Here is an 18,013-nt window from a genome sequence, read left to right on the forward strand (position 1 = left end):
CGGGTTTTTTCATCATGAAAGAGATTTAGTCGCTACCGAAGAGATCGCGGGTATAGACTTTGTCAGCGACGTCAGCCAGCTCTTCCGCCATGCGGTTGGAGATAATGACATCCGCTTCTTTTTTGAAGGCATCCAGATCGCGGATCACACGGGAATTGAAGAACTGATCTTCCTGCATGGCAGGCTCATAAATAATGACCTCAACGCCTTTCGCCTTGATGCGCTTCATAATCCCCTGAATGGAAGAGGCGCGGAAATTATCGGAACCGCTCTTCATGATCAGACGGTACACTCCCACCACTTTCGGCTGGCGCGCAAGGATGGAATCGGAGATGAAATCTTTACGCGTACGGTTAGCGTCAACAATCGCCGATATCAGGTTATTCGGCACGGCCTGGTAGTTTGCCAGCAGCTGCTTGGTATCTTTTGGCAGGCAATAGCCACCGTAGCCAAATGACGGGTTGTTATAGTGGTTGCCAATACGCGGGTCGAGGCAAACCCCTTCAATAATCTGGCGGGTGTTCAGCCCAAGACTTTCTGCATAGCTGTCGAGCTCATTGAAGTACGCAACTCGCATTGCCAGATAGGTGTTTGCGAAAAGCTTAATCGCCTCCGCTTCGGTGGAGTCCGTGAACAGCACCGGAATATCTTTCTTCACTGCGCCTTCCTGCAGCAGTGCGGCAAAGCGTTCAGCACGCTCAGAGCGTTCGCCAATAACGATACGCGAAGGATGCAGGTTATCGTAAAGCGCTCTCCCCTCACGCAGGAACTCTGGCGAGAAGAAGATATTATCAATACCAAACTTTTCTTTGATGGATTTGGTAAAGCCGACAGGAATGGTCGATTTAATAACCATCACCGCATCAGGATTAATCGCAATAACATCTTTGATAACCGCTTCTACGGTTGAGGTGTTGAAATAGTTGGTTTTTGGATCGTAGTCAGTAGGCGTCGCAATGATGACGTAATCCGCATCGCGGTATGCATCTTCTTTATCTGTCGTGGCACGGAAATTCAGCGGCTTATTGCTGAGATAGTCCTGGATTTCTTTATCCACAATCGGCGATTTCTTCTGATTAAGCATATCCACTTTGGCCTGCACGATATCCAGCGCAACCACTTCATGGTTCTGAGCAATCAGAATGCCGTTAGAAAGACCGACATACCCTGTTCCGGAAATTGTTATTTTCATTCGCTAATGACTTCTTTTAGTTAACTGTATTGATGGCCGGCAGACCATCGCGATAAACATAACTGTTGGGCTTTGTACCTCCTGACAAACAGAACTGTCAAGGCAAACCAGGAGTAATCACTACAAGCGGGGTGAGATTCAGACTACTTCGAATAACAGGCGACATTTTTTGCATAAAAAAACCCGGAGACTGGCTCCGGGTTTTGATTACAGCGAGTAAGCTAACTTATTCCATCCATTCGGTATGGAACACGCCTTCTTTATCAGTACGCTTGTAAGTATGCGCACCAAAGTAGTCACGCTGTGCCTGGATCAAGTTGGCAGGCAGAACGGCAGCACGATAGCTGTCATAATAAGCCACCGCAGCGGAGAAGGTTGGAACCGGAATACCGTTCTGAACAGCGTAAGCAACCACGTCACGCAGCGCCTGCTGGTACTCGTCCGCAATCTTCTTGAAGTACGGGGCCAGCAGAAGGTTGGCGATACCGGCATTTTCAGCATAGGCATCGGTGATTTTCTGCAGGAACTGCGCACGAATGATGCAACCCGCGCGGAAGATCTTCGCAATCTCGCCGTAGTTCAGATCCCAGTTGTTCTCGTCTGACGCCGCACGCAGCTGAGAGAAGCCCTGCGCGTAAGAGACGATTTTACCCAGGTACAGGGCTCGACGAACTTTCTCGACGAACTCAGCTTTGTCACCGGCTGGTTTAGCCTGTGGACCGGACAGCACTTTCGATGCCGCAACGCGCTGCTCTTTCAGGGAAGAGATGTAACGCGCAAAGACGGATTCGGTGATCAGAGACAGCGGTTCGCCCAGATCCAGAGAGCTCTGGCTGGTCCATTTACCGGTACCTTTGTTGGCTGCTTCATCCAGAATTACATCAACCAGGTATTTACCCTCTTCATCTTTTTTCGTGAAGATATCTTTGGTGATGTCGATCAGGTAGCTGTTCAGCTCGCCTTTGTTCCACTCGGTAAAGGTTTCAGCCAGCTCTTCGTTGGAGAGATTCAGGCCGCCTTTCAGCAGGGAATAAGCTTCAGCGATCAGCTGCATGTCGCCGTATTCGATGCCGTTGTGCACCATTTTGACATAATGACCCGCACCGTCCGGACCGATATAAGTCACACACGGTTCGCCATCTTCAGCAACGGCTGCGATTTTAGTCAGGATTGGCGCAACCAGCTCGTACGCTTCTTTCTGGCCGCCAGGCATGATAGATGGACCTTTCAGTGCGCCCTCTTCACCACCGGAAACACCGGTACCGATGAAGTTGAAGCCTTCAGCGGACAGCTCACGGTTACGACGAATGGTGTCCTGGAAGAAGGTGTTACCGCCATCAATGATGATGTCACCTTTTTCAAGGTAAGGCTTCAGGGAGTCGATAGCAGCATCGGTACCCGCGCCCGCTTTCACCATTAACAGGATACGACGAGGCGTTTCCAGAGACTCAACAAATTCTTTTACCGTATAGAAAGGGACGAGTTTCTTGCCTGGGTTTTCGGCAATCACTTCTTCAGTCTTATCACGGGAGCGGTTGAAAACGGAGACGGTATAACCACGGCTTTCGATGTTGAGCGCCAGGTTGCGCCCCATCACTGCCATACCGACAACGCCGATCTGTTGCTTGGACATTACATACTCCTGTCAGGTGTGGTCACTGTCGGGTAACCCCGACAGATATAATTTGCAAGAATCTTAACTCATAAATCAGGGACAGAGGTAGGCATTTGTGGCCTTGATCACGCAAGACGACACAAAACGGGATATATTAAATCCCTATAAAGCATGTAGGTATATTTTATTTATAAATGAACTAAATCACAACAGATAACAAACTCTATTATTTATTATGTTTTTTATTAATTGCTTTTTGATAAAGTTCAACCGTTTTATTATACATAGCATTGAATGAGAAGTTATCAAGGAAAAATTCATTTCCTGACTTGCCTAATTCAACACGTAAAGCACTATCACTAATTAAGTCAACGAGTCTGCTTTTAATGGCATCAATATCTGCACGAGGAACGAGATATCCTGTTTTGCCATCAATGACAGATTCAGAAACGCCACCAACGTCTGATGCTAAAACAGGCAAGCCTGCACGCATAGCCTCGAGAATACTGATAGGGAAACCTTCCCAGTTAGAAATTAACAGGAAAATATCACTTTCTGCCAGTAAGGCATCAACATCTAAACGTTCGCCTGTAAACAGTACATTTTCGCTAATTCCAAGATCCTGTGAAAGCTGTTTCATCTCATCTAACCTGGGGCCTTTTCCTACCAGCGTCAACGCCCAGTTTCTTGTTTCTAATCGACTCAACGCTTTCAATAAGCTTTCATGATCTTTTTGTTCTGAAAAACGAGCTACCGAAATTAACTTCACTACGTCATGAGTATGGTAAACATGAGGTGCAGCACTTTTTAACGGCACGCCATTATGGATCACCGTTTGCTGACTGGCAGACGCAACGTTATGTTCGATTGCAAGTTGTTTATCTTGAGCAGAGACTGTGATTATTTCATCAGTAATTTTACTGAATAATCGTTCAATAACAATGTACAAGCGACGTTTCTTATCATGAACACCATTTGCGAATGACCAACCGTGCACGGTGAAAACAACAGGAATTTTCAGGAAAAGAGCTGCCAACCTCCCTACAATTCCAGCTTTAGAAGAATGAAGTGCAATAACATCCGGAGAAAATTCTTTTATAATCTTGCGTATAATTAAAGCGCATTTAATATCTTTATAAGGTGATATTTCCCTTACCAGCTCAGGGATAATATGAACTTTCACATTTAATGCGCGAACATCATCAACCAGAGCGCCTTGCTCTCCAACGATTAACTCAACTTGATGACCATCCTTTACTAAACCAGATGTCATATCACGCAAATGAGTCTGAGCCCCACCGATTTCATTCGCGCGTGTAATTATATAAAGAATTTTCATAGTTTTTGAAACAGTCCGATAAGTATATCGTTACTAACGCTCATTAACTTGCAACGAGACAGCTACACCTGATATTAATGTCTTTTGAATGGTCCAAATCGTCCAGAAAGACCATCAGAAATACCGTAAAAGATCATCATCAACGTTTTCTTTTTTTCTTTATTAAGAATTAAAGATATTGCAGCACGAGCAAAATTAAGGAAAACCTCACGAATCTTATAACCCACTGGAATATATGGCTTCCTGATCATAAAGAAGCTATTTCTGACCAAAAAGTAACGTCGCATCGGGCTATGAACAGATATTTTACGTCCTAACAGATTCAGCCTTGAATCACCAATTGTATGAGCCATTGACGCCTGATTAGTCATTGCAACGCGATATCCTAATTTTTTTGCACGCAGGGCCCACTCCACATCAATATAATCCACGAACAATGCTTCTTCCATTTTACCAACTTTCTCGTAAACTTCAGAAGAAAAGAAAGAGCCAGATGCAATAACGTAGGTGACATCTGTTATTTCTTCTATTGGCGTTCGTTTAATAAATGGACCGATATAATTAGTGCCCCAATAGAATTCGTTTGTGTGCGGATCATAAAAAGAAGGACCCAAGATACCAACGTTGTACTGAGTGTACATCTTACTCATGGCACTGATGAAATTAGCACTTAATACACTGTCTTGATCAAGAAGTAATAAATATTCGGCACCACGAGATATAGCATTTTCGATACCAATGTTTTGCGCATGCGAAAGACCCATATTCTCGGATAAGTTGATCAGGACGAAATTAAATTTTTCCGCTAAATCTTTTATCTCTTCGTAATTCCGAGAGCCGTTATCTATTATAAAAGCACTGTCTATTTGGCCTTGCAAAGAAAGAAATTGCTTTTCTAAGCAAAGTATATCAGGGTTAAATGTTACAGTTACAGAACTAATCACGACCTATCACCTATTAATTTTTTTGTATTTTTCAACAGTATCTTTTACTGCATTCAAATAACCATAGCCATTTTTTTTATCAGGCTCAAGATACGTACCCTCAGCCCATTCATTCCAAGCATTTATAAATAAAAATGGAACATTAGCAGCAATAGATTTTTTATAAAGTTTATCGAAATTATTCTTAAATACCTGAGGATTACTTCCTTTCATAACGAGTGATTTAGTTTTTTTCCTTGGTGTATTATCCCAATCAACGAATGCACCTGAATAATGTGTTTCACTAAAATCCTTTTCAAGGATTTTATCCCAAATTGATTGATAAGATAATATCTGCTCAACGTAATTTGTTTTTAATTTTTCATTAGAAATACGCTTTATTCTTCCGATAACTTTTCGCAATATCGGTTTAAGTTTCCCCATATTGTGTTCAAAAGTACACATTGGTTCAAAATTTAACTCGGCATCAAAATCTAGCTTACGATGATCTTGAGCGAATGAGGTTAGTGTTGACACAAAATGTATATCACCGAAAGACGTTTCTTTTGCCAGTTTTCGCCAATACTGAATCCATGCATTACACTTTTCAAAGCTAGCAGAACGATATAATAGAAATACAGGCTTACCGTTATGTTTAATGTATCTTTCGTCTTCGAAAAATGGCTTGAGATAGTTAAAGTGATTTAACCAGTCTGATTCATCACCATAACTTTGGGGCATGATAACATCTCGATGACTACCATCCCAACTACGCGTCCATGGTTCGTTAGCCCATGAAAAAAGGAACGGGAGATGTATCTCTTTGTTCTCCAGTAAAAGTTCAGCTGGTTTGTCCAGTAAACGCTTGCCATTAAACCAGTAATGATAAAAACAAAAACCATCAATATTATGCTTTTTTGCAAGTTCCGATTGCCATTTTAATGTTTCTACATCAAGCAAATTATAATAATAATCGTTCAGAGGTTCTCTGGGCTGGTTATGATTTTTAAAAAGAGGCGTAGCCTTTTTAACATTGACCCATTCGGTAAAACCTTCTCCCCACCATTTATTATTTTCTTCAATTTCATGAAATTGCGGAAGATAAAATGCTAACGTTTTCAAAAATTGCTCCTTATATTTCTATAACAAACTACAAACAAATGAACTGATAACGAAATCAGGAAATAATCCCAAAAGAAGGATAACTGCACCGGCAAAAATTGATGAGAAAAGAAAATAACAATCAAAGCAAACAGGGAGTTGAAGTTAAGGAATGAGTTTTTATTGATAAAGCAATTGTGATTTCTCGATACAATATATCCAAACAGCATACTGAGTACAGCTAACCCTATACTACCGAAATACAGAAAGGGTAATAACAAGGATGTATAAAAAGCATTAAAATAACCACCACTGCCCAGCAGAACGAAATCTTGTACTTTTGTGAAGAAAGCGCTTTGGTCGTAAAACTTAGCGCCAAGTATACCTAAGAATGAAAATGGACTCGAAAGCTCATACAAAGTATCAGTATCACCGCTATCAATTGCATGAGTAAAAAGTGAGTAACCTGCAATTGCATAATTGCGAGTATTAATCAGGCTTTGACTTAAGTCGCTATCACCTCTAAAAGTAAATATAGCTAATAACAAAATCAAAAAAACAGCCAGAGCAAAAACAACCTTCTTCAAGGTCATTTTACTATCATAGCAATATAATATTAATATTGCTGCCAGCACCGGGGCGAAAACATAGTATCTTGAAATCAAGATACTTTCTTTTCCTACCAACATTAAAAATGAGAAAAATAAGATTGCAGATTTATTTTTATTAATCTTCAAAAACAAACCATAACTAATACCAAAAAGCGGCACTAGGGTTGCAAATACAAATAAATAAGCAGCAAATGCTCCATAGTATTCTTTTATTGATTGATCTTTAAATAAACTCTCTCTGTATTCTGCGAACGAAATACCACTCGCCACTATATTTTTAAACAGAAACGCCAAATAAATCAATATGAAGAAATTGATTGCAAGTAAAATTTTCACCTGCAAGGAAACATTAAAGAGCGATTGATTATTTATTAGATTATCTTGCTGATGAAATCTTGTTGTTTTATTACCTATATAGCACCCTAAGAAAAAATATAAATAAGCAACAATTAGGATCATCAAACCAGAATCAAATGTGACGTAGAGTCTACTTTGTGAAACCCATAAAACTAATGCAAAGACAACATACAGGCATAAATAAACAGATGGATTTCTAGGTCTTCGTTTAATCATCTTGAATTCTTTTCGCTATTAAAACTCACCAGGACAAAAATAGCTGAAACAATTATTTCTGTAACAATCACGCTAATTGTCACGCCATATGTTGGAGTCAGATGCATTAATAGTACAGAAACTATAATATGCATAAAACTCACAGCAAGATATGTTTTCCTGACAACTTTTGTGAAATGATTAGGTATTAACCACCATTGTCCATATACAACGCCCACTGAAACGATAAATGGCAAAGGAGACATCATCAACAATATCATCGAAGATATTCGATATTCCGCACTATAATAATAAAGTGATACCGGGTATCCTATGACAGCCATTGCGACCGATATTAACAATCCGAACGCAATGAACTTCTTACCATACAAGTTCCAGATTTCATTTAGTGTTTTTCCTTCACTAATCAATGAACTGACTCTTGGGAACATCGCTTGCTGAACGGGACTCATCAAACCTTGCGCTGCAGTTCGGATTTTATCTGCTGCTGAGAAATAACCTGCCAGCGCCGGACCACCAAAATATCCTATGATTAATATATTTAAAGTTGTATAAAAACTTATAGTTATATTAGATACAAAAAGGTCAAATCCCTTAGATAAAACCGAATAGATTTCTTGTATTGACACTCTTGTAAATTTGGCCATTTTTTGTTTTTTTATAAAGAAACAAGCCAAAATACCTGAGATAAACATCCCTGATGATTGGCTTATAACGGCCATATTCATATCTTCAGGCGTTTTTACTAAAAGGAAAATCAGCAGAAGGGAGACGAATTTTGCAATGGTTGTACATATTGCAATACCCTGCATTTTTTCAATCCCTTGAAACAACCATACAGGAAATAAAACTGTACCTATTACGGATATCATCCCCAACAGGATCAAATAAGAGTATACACTCGTACCATTAATAATTACATATAAAGCAAAAATACATGAAGCTATCAGTAATAAAACTAACTTAGCAGCAGTTACTGCTGTATAAATAGAATCAATTTTAGATTGATTATTCTTATTAACTGAAACCAGTAACGTTGCACTAAAGTTAAAGCCATAATCAACAAAAATTATAATGTATTGTAGCCACGCCTGGATCATAGCTACAACTCCAAAATTTTCAGCCCCTAACACTCGCATTAAATATGGGAGGGTTAACAAAGGGAATAAATAGTTTGAAGCCTGAACAAAAAATAGCAGTATAATGTTTTTTTTCACTGGTATGATACACTCAGTAATGTGAAAAAAGCCTGTATGCTATTTACAGGCCTGAGTAGAAATTAATAGTCTGAATCTTTAAAAGCTTTACCAGCAAGATCTTTCGAAGACAAACTCGGTGAACAATCGTGGCTGACAGGCCATTCAATGTTCAGTTCGCTGTCTGACCATAAGATTGAACGCTCATGTTCAGGAGAATAATAATTAGTTGTTTTGTACACAAATTCTGCTGTATCGCTCAGAACATAAAATCCATGAGCAAATCCCTCAGGGATCCATAATTGCTTTTTATTTTCTGCAGATAAATGTACGCCAACCCATTTCCCATAATTGGGTGAGTCTTTACGAATATCGACAGCGACATCGAAAACTTCACCGACGACACAACGGACTAATTTACCTTGAGCATAGGGTTGTAGTTGGTAGTGCAAACCACGAAGTACATTTTTGCTAGATTTAGAGTGATTATCCTGAATAAAATTAACTTCTTTACCAACAGCTTCGTTGAAAATTCGCTGATTGAAACTTTCCATAAAGAAACCACGATCATCACCAAAAACTTTCGGCTCAAAAATTAGTACATCGGGTATTCCTGTTTTAATGATATTCATTAATTAATAACCTTTAATCATTTTCAGTAAATATTGTCCATATTGGTTTTTTGACAACGGAGCAGCGAGTTTTTTAACCTGCTCATCATCAATAAATCCTTTGCGGTAAGCGATTTCTTCAGGACAAGCCACTTTCAGGCCCTGGCGCTCTTCAATGGTTGCAATGAAGTTACTCGCTTCAATCAGGCTCTGGTGAGTCCCTGTATCAAGCCAGGCAAAGCCACGGCCCATCATAGCCACGGAAAGCTTTCCTTGCTCCATGTAAATACGGTTAATATCAGTGATTTCCAGCTCACCACGAGCTGACGGTTTCAAATTTTTCGCCATCTCAACGACACTGTTATCGTAGAAATAGAGACCAGTCACCGCATAATTACTCTTAGGTTCCAGCGGCTTTTCTTCAAGACTGATTGCTGTGCCATTTTTGTCGAATTCGACAACACCGTAGCGCTCGGGATCGTTCACATGGTAAGCAAAAACTGTCGCCCCATTTTCTTTATTAACGGCGGTATCCATCAGTTTTGGGAGATCGTGGCCATAGAAAATATTATCACCTAACACCAGGGCACAATCATCATTACCAATAAATTCTTCACCAATAATGAAAGCCTGCGCCAAGCCATCTGGGCTTGGCTGAACTTTATATTGTAGATTCAGGCCCCACTGGCTTCCATCACCCAGCAGTTGTTCGAAACGCGGTGTATCTTGTGGCGTGCTAATAATTAAAATATCTCGAATACCTGCAAGCATTAGCGTTGAAAGCGGGTAGTAAATCATCGGCTTATCATAAATAGGCAATAATTGTTTACTAACAGCCATTGTCACTGGATACAGACGAGTACCAGAGCCACCCGCCAGAATAATACCTTTACGCGTTTTCATTTCATCATCTCTATAGTCATAAGATGCCAACTCCCAGGCATCCCGATCATTATTAAATCGCTGTCGCTGTAAACCACTCAGTCAGCATACGCTTAACCCCCGCGTCCCACTGAGGCAGTACGAGGTTGAAATTCTGCTGGAACTTTAACGTATTGAGGCGCGAGTTTGCCGGACGTTTTGCAGGCGTAGGGTACGCACTGGTCGGCACTCCATGAAGCTGCTTTAATGCCAGTTCAATTCCTGCTTTGCGCGCTTCATCAAATACCAGAGAGGCGTAGTCGTACCAGGTTGTTGTACCACTGGCAACCAGATGATAAGTCCCTGCCACTTCAGGTTTATTCAGGGCAACCCGAATAGCATGAGCCGTGCAGTCTGCTAATAATTCAGCACCCGTAGGGGCCCCAAATTGATCGTTAATAACAGACAACTCGGAACGCTCTTTAGCCAGTCGCAGCATGGTACGCGCAAAATTATTCCCTTTACCGGCATAAACCCAGCTAGTCCGGAAGATCAAATGGCGTGAGCAATTTTCACTTAACGCTTTTTCACCAGCAAGTTTGGTCTCACCATACACATTGAGCGGCGCTGTGGCATCCGTTTCAAGCCATGGCATATCGCCATTACCCGGGAATACGTAATCAGTAGAGTAGTGAACAACCCAAGCCCCCAATTTTTGGGCCTCGATAGCAATCGCCTCGACACTTGTGGCATTCAGAAGCTGAGCAAATTCTGGTTCTGACTCGGCCTTATCGACTGCCGTATGCGCAGCCGCATTGACGATTACATCAGGCTTAATGCGGCGCACCGTTTCTGCAATGCCTTCAGGGTTGCTGAAATCACCGCAATACTCCTGCGAATGGACGTCAACAGCGATCAAATTACCCAGCGGTGCAAGAGCACGCTGTAGCTCCCAACCCACCTGACCGGTTTTACCGAACAGAAGAATATTCATCAGGCGCGATCTCCATAATTTTCTTCAATCCAGGATTTATAGCTGCCGTTTTTCACGTTCTCTACCCATTGTGTGTTAGCCAAGTACCATTCAACGGTTTTGCGAATGCCACTTTCAAAGGTTTCCTGAGGCTTCCAGCCCAGCTCCTGGCCAATTTTCTCTGCGTCAATCGCGTAGCGGCGATCGTGACCCGGACGATCAGCCACATACGTTATCTGGTCACGATAGGAACCTTCCTTCGGCACGATTTCATCCAGCAATGAGCAGATGGTATTTACGACATCAAGGTTTTGCTTTTCATTGTGGCCGCCGATGTTATAGGTTTCGCCAATCTTGCCTTGGGTCACCACGGTGTATAACGCACGGGCGTGATCTTCTACGTACAGCCAGTCGCGGATTTGATCTCCTTTACCGTAAACAGGCAGGGCTTTACCATCCAACGCATTGAGAATGACCAGCGGGATAAGTTTTTCCGGGAAGTGATAAGGACCGTAATTGTTAGAACAGTTAGTCACAATGGTAGGGAGACCATAGGTGCGCAGCCAGGCACGGACCAAATGATCGCTTGACGCTTTAGAAGCAGAGTATGGGCTACTTGGAGCATATGCAGTTTTTTCCGTAAACAGTGGCAGTGCTGAGCCCTTTACAACTTCATCCGGGTGCGGAAGATCGCCATACACTTCATCTGTTGAGATATGGTGGAAACGGAAAGACGCTTTTTTATCAGCATCTAACGCTGACCAGTATTGGCGGCTTGCTTCCAGCAGTACATAGGTGCCAACAATGTTAGTCTCGATAAAGGCTGCCGGGCCGGTGATCGAGCGATCAACGTGGCTTTCGGCCGCCAGGTGCATCACCGCATCCGGCTGGTGCTCTGCAAAAATACGCGCCATCGCGTCGTTGTCGCAGATATCGGCATGTTCAAAATGATAGCGATCGCTCTGCGAAACGTCAGCCAGAGATTCAAGATTCCCTGCATAGGTCAGTTTATCGACGTTAATAACAGAATCTTGCGTATTATTAATAATGTGTCGTACCACTGCAGACCCAATAAAGCCTGCTCCACCAGTGACCAGAATTTTCACGTTTATTTCGCTCTTAAGTTTTTCAGAAAAAATCTATTACATGCCGACGCCCTGGTGACTTTCGATAAGCACCCAAGGCCGAGAAAACGACAATCTACTATTTTAACTTACTTTTTCATTCCAGAGTAAATCGCAGATGCCGTCGGTTGGATTGAACGCTGCAGGTGCCTGCAAGAGTATTTCACGCACGCGTTCGTAGTCGAACTCACAGCAGGCGTTGTCGAGATCGTGGAGAATAATGCTCATCTCACTCCATGGCAACATCACTTCATTAGCGGTCCTGATACGCGGGTGCTGTGTTGTAGATACATTGTCGCCAATAAGCAACTCTTCATACAGTTTTTCACCCGGGCGCAGACCCGTCGTTTTTATCGCAATATCACCATAAGGATTTTTATCATCACGAACGGTGAGCCCCTGCAAGGTAATCATGCGATGTGCAAGATCGATGATCTTGACGGGCTCCCCCATATCCAGGACAAAAACATCGCCGCCCGTACCCATGGCCCCCGCCTGTATTACCAACTGCGCAGCTTCAGGGATCGTCATAAAATAACGCGTTATATTCTCATGGGTCAGCGTCACAGGACCACCTGCAGCTATCTGTTTTTCAAACAACGGCACCACAGAACCCGACGAACCTAATACGTTGCCAAAACGAACCATACTGAAACAAGTTTTGCTGGATTCCTTCGCCAGCGCCTGCAGCACTAGTTCAGCCATTCGTTTGGTCGCCCCCATTGTATTGGTAGGCCGCACGGCTTTATCGGTCGAAATCAAGACAAAGCTTTCTACACCGCAACTTGCCGCAGCCTGAGCGCAACTCAGCGTACCAAAGATATTATTGCGCACTCCGTCAAGAACGTTGAACTCGACAAGCGGTACATGCTTGTACGCCGCAGCATGATAAATCGTATTGACGTTGAATGTGTTGATTAATCTTTCGAGATGCTCTTTATCTTGTACGTTACCGAGAATTGGGTAAATTTTAACCTGAAGATTATGGTTGAGATTCAGATTACGCAGCTCCGAATCAATGGAGTACAGTGAGAACTCTGACAATTCGAAGAGAATAAGCTGGTTCGGTTTATTTTTAATTATCTGCCGGCAAAGCTCAGAACCAATCGATCCCCCTGCCCCGGTAACCATAACTGTTTTCCCATTAATATTACGGGAAACCAATTCCGGAATCGGTGAGACGGGATCGCGGCCCAGCAGATCGGTAATAACCACTTTGCGTAAGGAATCAATCCGCGCTTTCCCTTCTACCAGATCGACCATACCGGGAATGGAGAGAACCTCGCACGGCAAACCTTCCAGGGTTTTAATGACTTCGTTCTTCCTGGCTCGACTGGCGCTTGGCATGGCAAGCAGAATTTTCTTCGCTTCGTATTTCTGAACCAACCATGGCAGTTTTTCCGGCGCGAAAACGCTGACGCCATGAATCACCTGACCTTGCAGGGCACGGTTGTCATCGACAAAAGCGACAGGATAATATTCGTCCATCTGGCTCAGCGCAGGCAATAATTGACGACCCGACGCACCGGCACCATAGATAACCACTCGAGTGCCCAGATTCAGCCCACGATTGACTAACATCCTCATTCCAAGTCTTGAGCCAGCAATCAGCAATAAACCGAACGAGAAATAAATAAAGGGGATCGTTCTTGGCAAATAGAGATTGGTATAAAACGCCGCAATAATAAGCAAAATAGACGATGTCACCATTCCAACCGCAACGACCAGAAGGATTTTTGCAGTGATATAGCGGATGACGGCACGATAAAGCCCTAGCTTAACAAACATTGCCAAAGTGATAAAAATTATTGAGAATATCAATAACCAATGTGCTGTGCTAAATATTGGAGTCATTGAATCAATGCGCACCCAAAACGCAAACCAAAATGCACATAAGAGCAGCACAATATCTATTGAAAGAGTAATAATGCGTTTTATTGGTCTTGGTAAAGATATTAAATAATTTAGCATACTTAAAACTGGTCGCCTCATTAAAGCTTGCATTCAGTCTATAAAATAGTACCAGCAGGACATACTGAGTAATCCCCTACTTTTGTATTATAACCAGCCACAGTCCCCGCCTGGAGAAACGCTGACTTCCCAATAATAGCGCCGCCAGCAAGATGGACACCAACACCTAAGTGAGCAAAATCATCAAGAATGGAATCGTGATCTATTGTCGAGTGGCTATTCACAATTGTCGCCAAACCTAATTTTGCGTTGGCGCCAACTACAGCTCCTGCTAACACAACAGAACCATCAGCAATGGTCGCGGATGTACTGACAAATGCAAAGGGATGTATAAGCGTTACAGGATGAATACCTAAGCCGAGCAGTTGCTGATAGAACTGCTCTCTGACTTTATTGTTTCCGATGCCAATAGCGACATGACTGACCTTACCAATATGTAACTGTAGTTCGGAAATTTTTCCAATAATCAGCTGATTAATTTCCTGGCAGGCAGAAATATTATCGTCGAGGAAAACGATATCCTTATATCCCAGCAGTCTCGCTGTCTCGTACAGCGTACGGCCATGACCACCCGCGCCCAAAATCAATAAGTCATGCATTGACGTTGCTCTCTTTGTCTTTAACGCCTGCACCACATTTCAGTGCAACAACGAGAAGCGGGAACCAGGCGATGAGCAGCCCCACAACACCATCAATTTTGCCTGAGGCAATAAAAAAGGCGATGGGGAAGAGCCACAGAAGGTTGACGGCAATCGCCAATGATGTCACCGGAACGTGGCTGCCATATTTTCTTGCAAGGATTTGGTAGCCATGGCTGGCATGTGCTTCATAGACCTTTTTACCTGCTACGAGCCTCCTCAATAGCGTTGTTGTGGCATCGACGATAAATATGCCCAGCAAGCATAATTCTGCAATAAAGAAGTGCGAGTCAACTTTCGCAATATGCAGGATCATCAGTCCGATTGTTATCCCAAGAAAACCACTTCCGGCATCGCCCATGAAGATTTTCGCGAACGGGAAGTTCCAGACAAGAAATCCGACTCCGGCACCAATAAGGGCAAGCGTGAGCGGATAAATACTTCCTGGCGCGTCTGTATACGGGTTGATAACCATCAATACCGCACTACATGCAGCAAACGTGATGGCCTCCGAGCTAGCTAAACCATTAATCCCATCCATAAAATTATATAAGTTAAGCATCCAGACCAGATAAACGCAGCCCAGAATCATACCAACCCAGGATAAGGAAACGTCATAACCAAACAGCGTAATGACAGGGAAAGAACCTAAGAAGTAGATGCCGATTGCTGCCGCCAGGAAATGCATCAACAGACGCCAGCGTGCCGCGATATGGCCGTGATCGTCAAGGAAACCGATGATGGCAACAATCAATCCTGGAATAAATAAACCCAGGAAGCTATCCAGCGTCAGCGCGCGGCTGAAATAAAACCAGACTAACGCCGCCAGGAGCGTCAGAACGATAGCCACCCCGCCCCCTCGTGGGGTTGGTACCGAATGCGAACTTCGCTGGTTTGGACGGTCAATAACGTTATGCTTAATGGCATAACCACGTAGCCCCCAGGTCAGCACGCATGATACTAAAAAAGCGAATATCACAATCCCAAAACTCATCATTATTTATTACCTTCGATATAATATTTCGCCGTTTTTTTCATCGTTTCAAAAAGGGTTATCGGGGGCGTCCAGTTTAAATGTTCCCGGGATTTAGAGGCATCGACTTCCAGATCGCCAAACAGCTGATCGTAAATACCTCGTTTACCAACTGAAGAAAGCAATAACCTGAAGATACCCGTTGGAAATGAGACCAGTTTCGCTTTAATGCCCATTCCTGAGGCAAAGGCATTAATCATATCTTCGGTTGAAGGACGTTCTGCATCGGCGAGTAAATAGAGTTGATTTTTAGATTTCTCATTCACCACGCATTCGCTGATAAAACTGACGACATTATCCAGAGACACCAGCGCTCGCTTGTTCCTGACATTTTTAAATGGCAACGGTAGGTTTTTAGAAACCAGTTTTAAAAGGCGCTGTATATTACCCGGTGCATTTTCACCACAAATCAATGCCGGGCGAACAATGGTGATCGCCATATCGCTTTCTGCAAATTGATTAAGCAGACTCTGCTCGGCTTCTCGCTTGGAAATGGCGTAATCAGAGGTGGGTTGTGGCTCCGAGGCCTCAGTAAATGGGATCCCTGAGGTGGCATTACCGTTAACGCCGATTGAGCTTACAAAAATAAAATGTTTAACCCCGCTGGTCGCAGCATCTCTCGCTAATTTCATCGTCGCATCGTGATTGACACGCCGAAATTCCGCTAAAGCGTCCTGAGCATCATCATTAAGGATATGTGCCCTTCCCGCGGTATGAATGACAGTGTCGCATCCTGGCAGGAGATCTAACCAGTTGGTATTGACTGAGATATCACCAAGGTTGTAAATTCCCTGTTCAGGGTTTTCCTGCTTGCGCGTTGTTAGTATCACCTCGTGTCCTGATGACTTCAACGCCCGGACTAAAGCAGTCCCAAGAAACCCGGTTCCGCCCGTCACCATTACTTTCATTGACATCCCCTATCGGCTAAATCTGATATTTACGCCCGCACGCAATGCAGATTTGCGAGAAACTGTATCGTTCACAACTGTTTGTTAAAAATTCAATTGTAAATGCCAGACACGCTACCGCCCCTGGCTTAACAGCTACCAGTGCACTGAGCGATGTTTGATTGAATGATTTTACTTGTCTGGTTACAGACAAAACTGGCGTTAATTGTCGTCCTAAACGACCTTAGAAACAAGCACAAATCGCTACAAAGCTGCTGAGATTTGAATCAGATAACCCTATGTAATCATTAAAGTTAATAACAAAAAACGGCAGTTATCATTTTGGTTATGTCTCAACACCAAAATGATAACTGCCGTTTGTTCTGGTCGTAGAAGGAATATCAGTCGTTAGCCAACAGCTTCTCAATCCGGTTTCTGAACTTCGCCCCTTCCTTCAGGTTACGCAGCCCATAGTTTACAAACGCCTGCATATACCCCAGCTTCTTGCCGCAGTCGTAGCTGTCACCGGTCATCAGCATCGCGTCAACGGACTGTTTTTTCGCCAGCTCCGCTATTGCATCGGTCAGCTGGATACGGTCCCAGGCGCCTGGCTCGGTTTTTTCCAGCTCGGCCCAGATATCGGCGTTCAGAACATAACGGCCAACCGCCATCAGGTCAGAATCCAGCGTCTGCGGCTGATCCGGTTTTTCGATGAACTCAACGATGCGGCTCACCTGCCCTTCCGTCTCCAGCGCTTCTTTCGTCTGGATCACGGAGTATTCGGAGAGATCGCCCTTCATGCGTTTCGCCAGCACCTGACTACGGCCGGTTTCATTGAAACGTGCCACCATTGCCGCAAGGTTGTAACGCAGCGGATCGGCTGAAGCGGTATCGATGATGATGTCCGGAAGAACAACGATGAATGGGTTATCACCCACTACCGGACGTGCACACAGAATAGAGTGACCCAAACCCAGCGGCTGTGCCTGACGCACGTTCATAATGGTTACGCCTGGCGGGCAGATTGACTGCACTTCCGCCAGCAGTTGGCGCTTAACGCGCTGCTCAAGCAACGCTTCGAGTTCGTAAGAGGTGTCGAAGTGGTTTTCTACGGCATTCTTAGAAGAATGCGTAACCAGGACGATTTCTTTGATCCCTGCAGCAACAATCTCGTCGACGATGTATTGAATCATCGGTTTGTCGACGATCGGCAGCATCTCTTTAGGAATGGCTTTAGTGGCGGGCAGCATATGCATGCCCAGGCCTGCTACCGGAATGACTGCTTTCAAATTAATCATTATTTCTTCCACCTTAAAATGGTTGACGAATTATAGCTCTTAAACCTGTTTTCGCCAGCATGATTTG

At 43.5% G+C, this 18,013-nt stretch carries 16 protein-coding genes; all 16 read right to left on the reverse strand.

What is annotated here, in order from left to right; all coding sequences use genetic code 11:
- Window positions 1–25 precede the first annotated feature (25 nt).
- Complete coding sequence (ugd, locus tag V1603_RS18740; RefSeq protein WP_063409310.1) at window positions 26–1,192, reverse strand: UDP-glucose 6-dehydrogenase; 1,167 nt, start codon at window positions 1,190–1,192, stop codon at window positions 26–28.
- Between the two features lie 226 nt (window positions 1,193–1,418).
- Window positions 1,419–2,825 carry an NADP-dependent phosphogluconate dehydrogenase gene (gene gndA / locus V1603_RS18745; protein ID WP_028013772.1) on the reverse strand — a complete coding sequence of 469 codons (1,407 nt, stop codon included), beginning with the start codon at window positions 2,823–2,825 and terminating at the stop codon, window positions 1,419–1,421.
- Between the two features lie 208 nt (window positions 2,826–3,033).
- Complete coding sequence (locus V1603_RS18750; RefSeq protein WP_395313070.1) at window positions 3,034–4,146, reverse strand: glycosyltransferase family 4 protein; 1,113 nt, start codon at window positions 4,144–4,146, stop codon at window positions 3,034–3,036.
- A 74-nt stretch (window positions 4,147–4,220) separates the two neighbouring features.
- Window positions 4,221–5,090, reverse strand: a complete 870-nt coding sequence (locus V1603_RS18755) for a rhamnosyltransferase (protein WP_395313071.1) — start codon at window positions 5,088–5,090, stop codon at window positions 4,221–4,223.
- Between the two features lie 6 nt (window positions 5,091–5,096).
- A complete protein-coding gene (locus V1603_RS18760) occupies window positions 5,097–6,191 on the reverse strand; it encodes a glycoside hydrolase family 99-like domain-containing protein (protein ID WP_395313072.1) in 1,095 nt (364 codons plus the stop codon).
- A complete protein-coding gene (locus V1603_RS18765) occupies window positions 6,188–7,354 on the reverse strand; it encodes an O-antigen polymerase (RefSeq protein WP_395313073.1) in 1,167 nt (388 codons plus the stop codon). Before V1603_RS18765 ends, V1603_RS18760 begins: the two co-directional genes overlap by 4 nt.
- Window positions 7,351–8,571, reverse strand: a complete 1,221-nt coding sequence (locus tag V1603_RS18770) for an oligosaccharide flippase family protein (RefSeq protein WP_395313074.1) — start codon at window positions 8,569–8,571, stop codon at window positions 7,351–7,353. The genes V1603_RS18765 and V1603_RS18770 overlap by 4 nt, the downstream gene beginning before the upstream one ends.
- A 62-nt stretch (window positions 8,572–8,633) precedes the next feature.
- Entirely contained in the window at window positions 8,634–9,182 is a 549-nt protein-coding gene (gene rfbC, locus V1603_RS18775) for a dTDP-4-dehydrorhamnose 3,5-epimerase (RefSeq protein ID WP_395313075.1), read from the reverse strand.
- A 3-nt stretch (window positions 9,183–9,185) separates the two neighbouring features.
- A complete protein-coding gene (rfbA, locus tag V1603_RS18780) occupies window positions 9,186–10,064 on the reverse strand; it encodes a glucose-1-phosphate thymidylyltransferase RfbA (protein ID WP_395313076.1) in 879 nt (292 codons plus the stop codon).
- Between the two features lie 52 nt (window positions 10,065–10,116).
- Window positions 10,117–11,016: a dTDP-4-dehydrorhamnose reductase gene (rfbD, locus tag V1603_RS18785; RefSeq protein WP_395313077.1), complete on the reverse strand. Its 900-nt coding sequence runs from the start codon at window positions 11,014–11,016 to the stop codon at window positions 10,117–10,119.
- A complete protein-coding gene (gene rfbB / locus V1603_RS18790; RefSeq protein ID WP_395313078.1) occupies window positions 11,016–12,101 on the reverse strand; it encodes a dTDP-glucose 4,6-dehydratase in 1,086 nt (361 codons plus the stop codon). Before rfbB ends, rfbD begins: the two co-directional genes overlap by 1 nt.
- Before the next feature lie 102 nt (window positions 12,102–12,203).
- Complete coding sequence (locus V1603_RS18795) at window positions 12,204–13,973, reverse strand: polysaccharide biosynthesis protein (protein WP_395313079.1); 1,770 nt, start codon at window positions 13,971–13,973, stop codon at window positions 12,204–12,206.
- Window positions 13,974–14,128: 155 nt separating this feature from the next.
- Window positions 14,129–14,689 carry a sugar O-acyltransferase gene (locus tag V1603_RS18800; protein WP_395313080.1) on the reverse strand — a complete coding sequence of 187 codons (561 nt, stop codon included), beginning with the start codon at window positions 14,687–14,689 and terminating at the stop codon, window positions 14,129–14,131.
- A complete protein-coding gene (locus tag V1603_RS18805) occupies window positions 14,682–15,725 on the reverse strand; it encodes a glycosyltransferase family 4 protein (protein ID WP_395313081.1) in 1,044 nt (347 codons plus the stop codon). Before V1603_RS18805 ends, V1603_RS18800 begins: the two co-directional genes overlap by 8 nt.
- Window positions 15,725–16,669: an NAD-dependent epimerase/dehydratase family protein gene (locus tag V1603_RS18810; RefSeq protein WP_395313082.1), complete on the reverse strand. Its 945-nt coding sequence runs from the start codon at window positions 16,667–16,669 to the stop codon at window positions 15,725–15,727. The genes V1603_RS18805 and V1603_RS18810 overlap by 1 nt, the downstream gene beginning before the upstream one ends.
- A gap of 380 nt (window positions 16,670–17,049) precedes the next feature.
- Window positions 17,050–17,946 carry a GalU regulator GalF gene (gene galF / locus V1603_RS18815; protein WP_233002611.1) on the reverse strand — a complete coding sequence of 299 codons (897 nt, stop codon included), beginning with the start codon at window positions 17,944–17,946 and terminating at the stop codon, window positions 17,050–17,052.
- Window positions 17,947–18,013: the final 67 nt, after the last annotated feature.

It is taken from the genome of Enterobacter sp. ECC-219, from assembly GCF_043966805.1.
Classification (GTDB): Bacteria; Pseudomonadota; Gammaproteobacteria; order Enterobacterales; family Enterobacteriaceae; genus Enterobacter; species Enterobacter cloacae_N.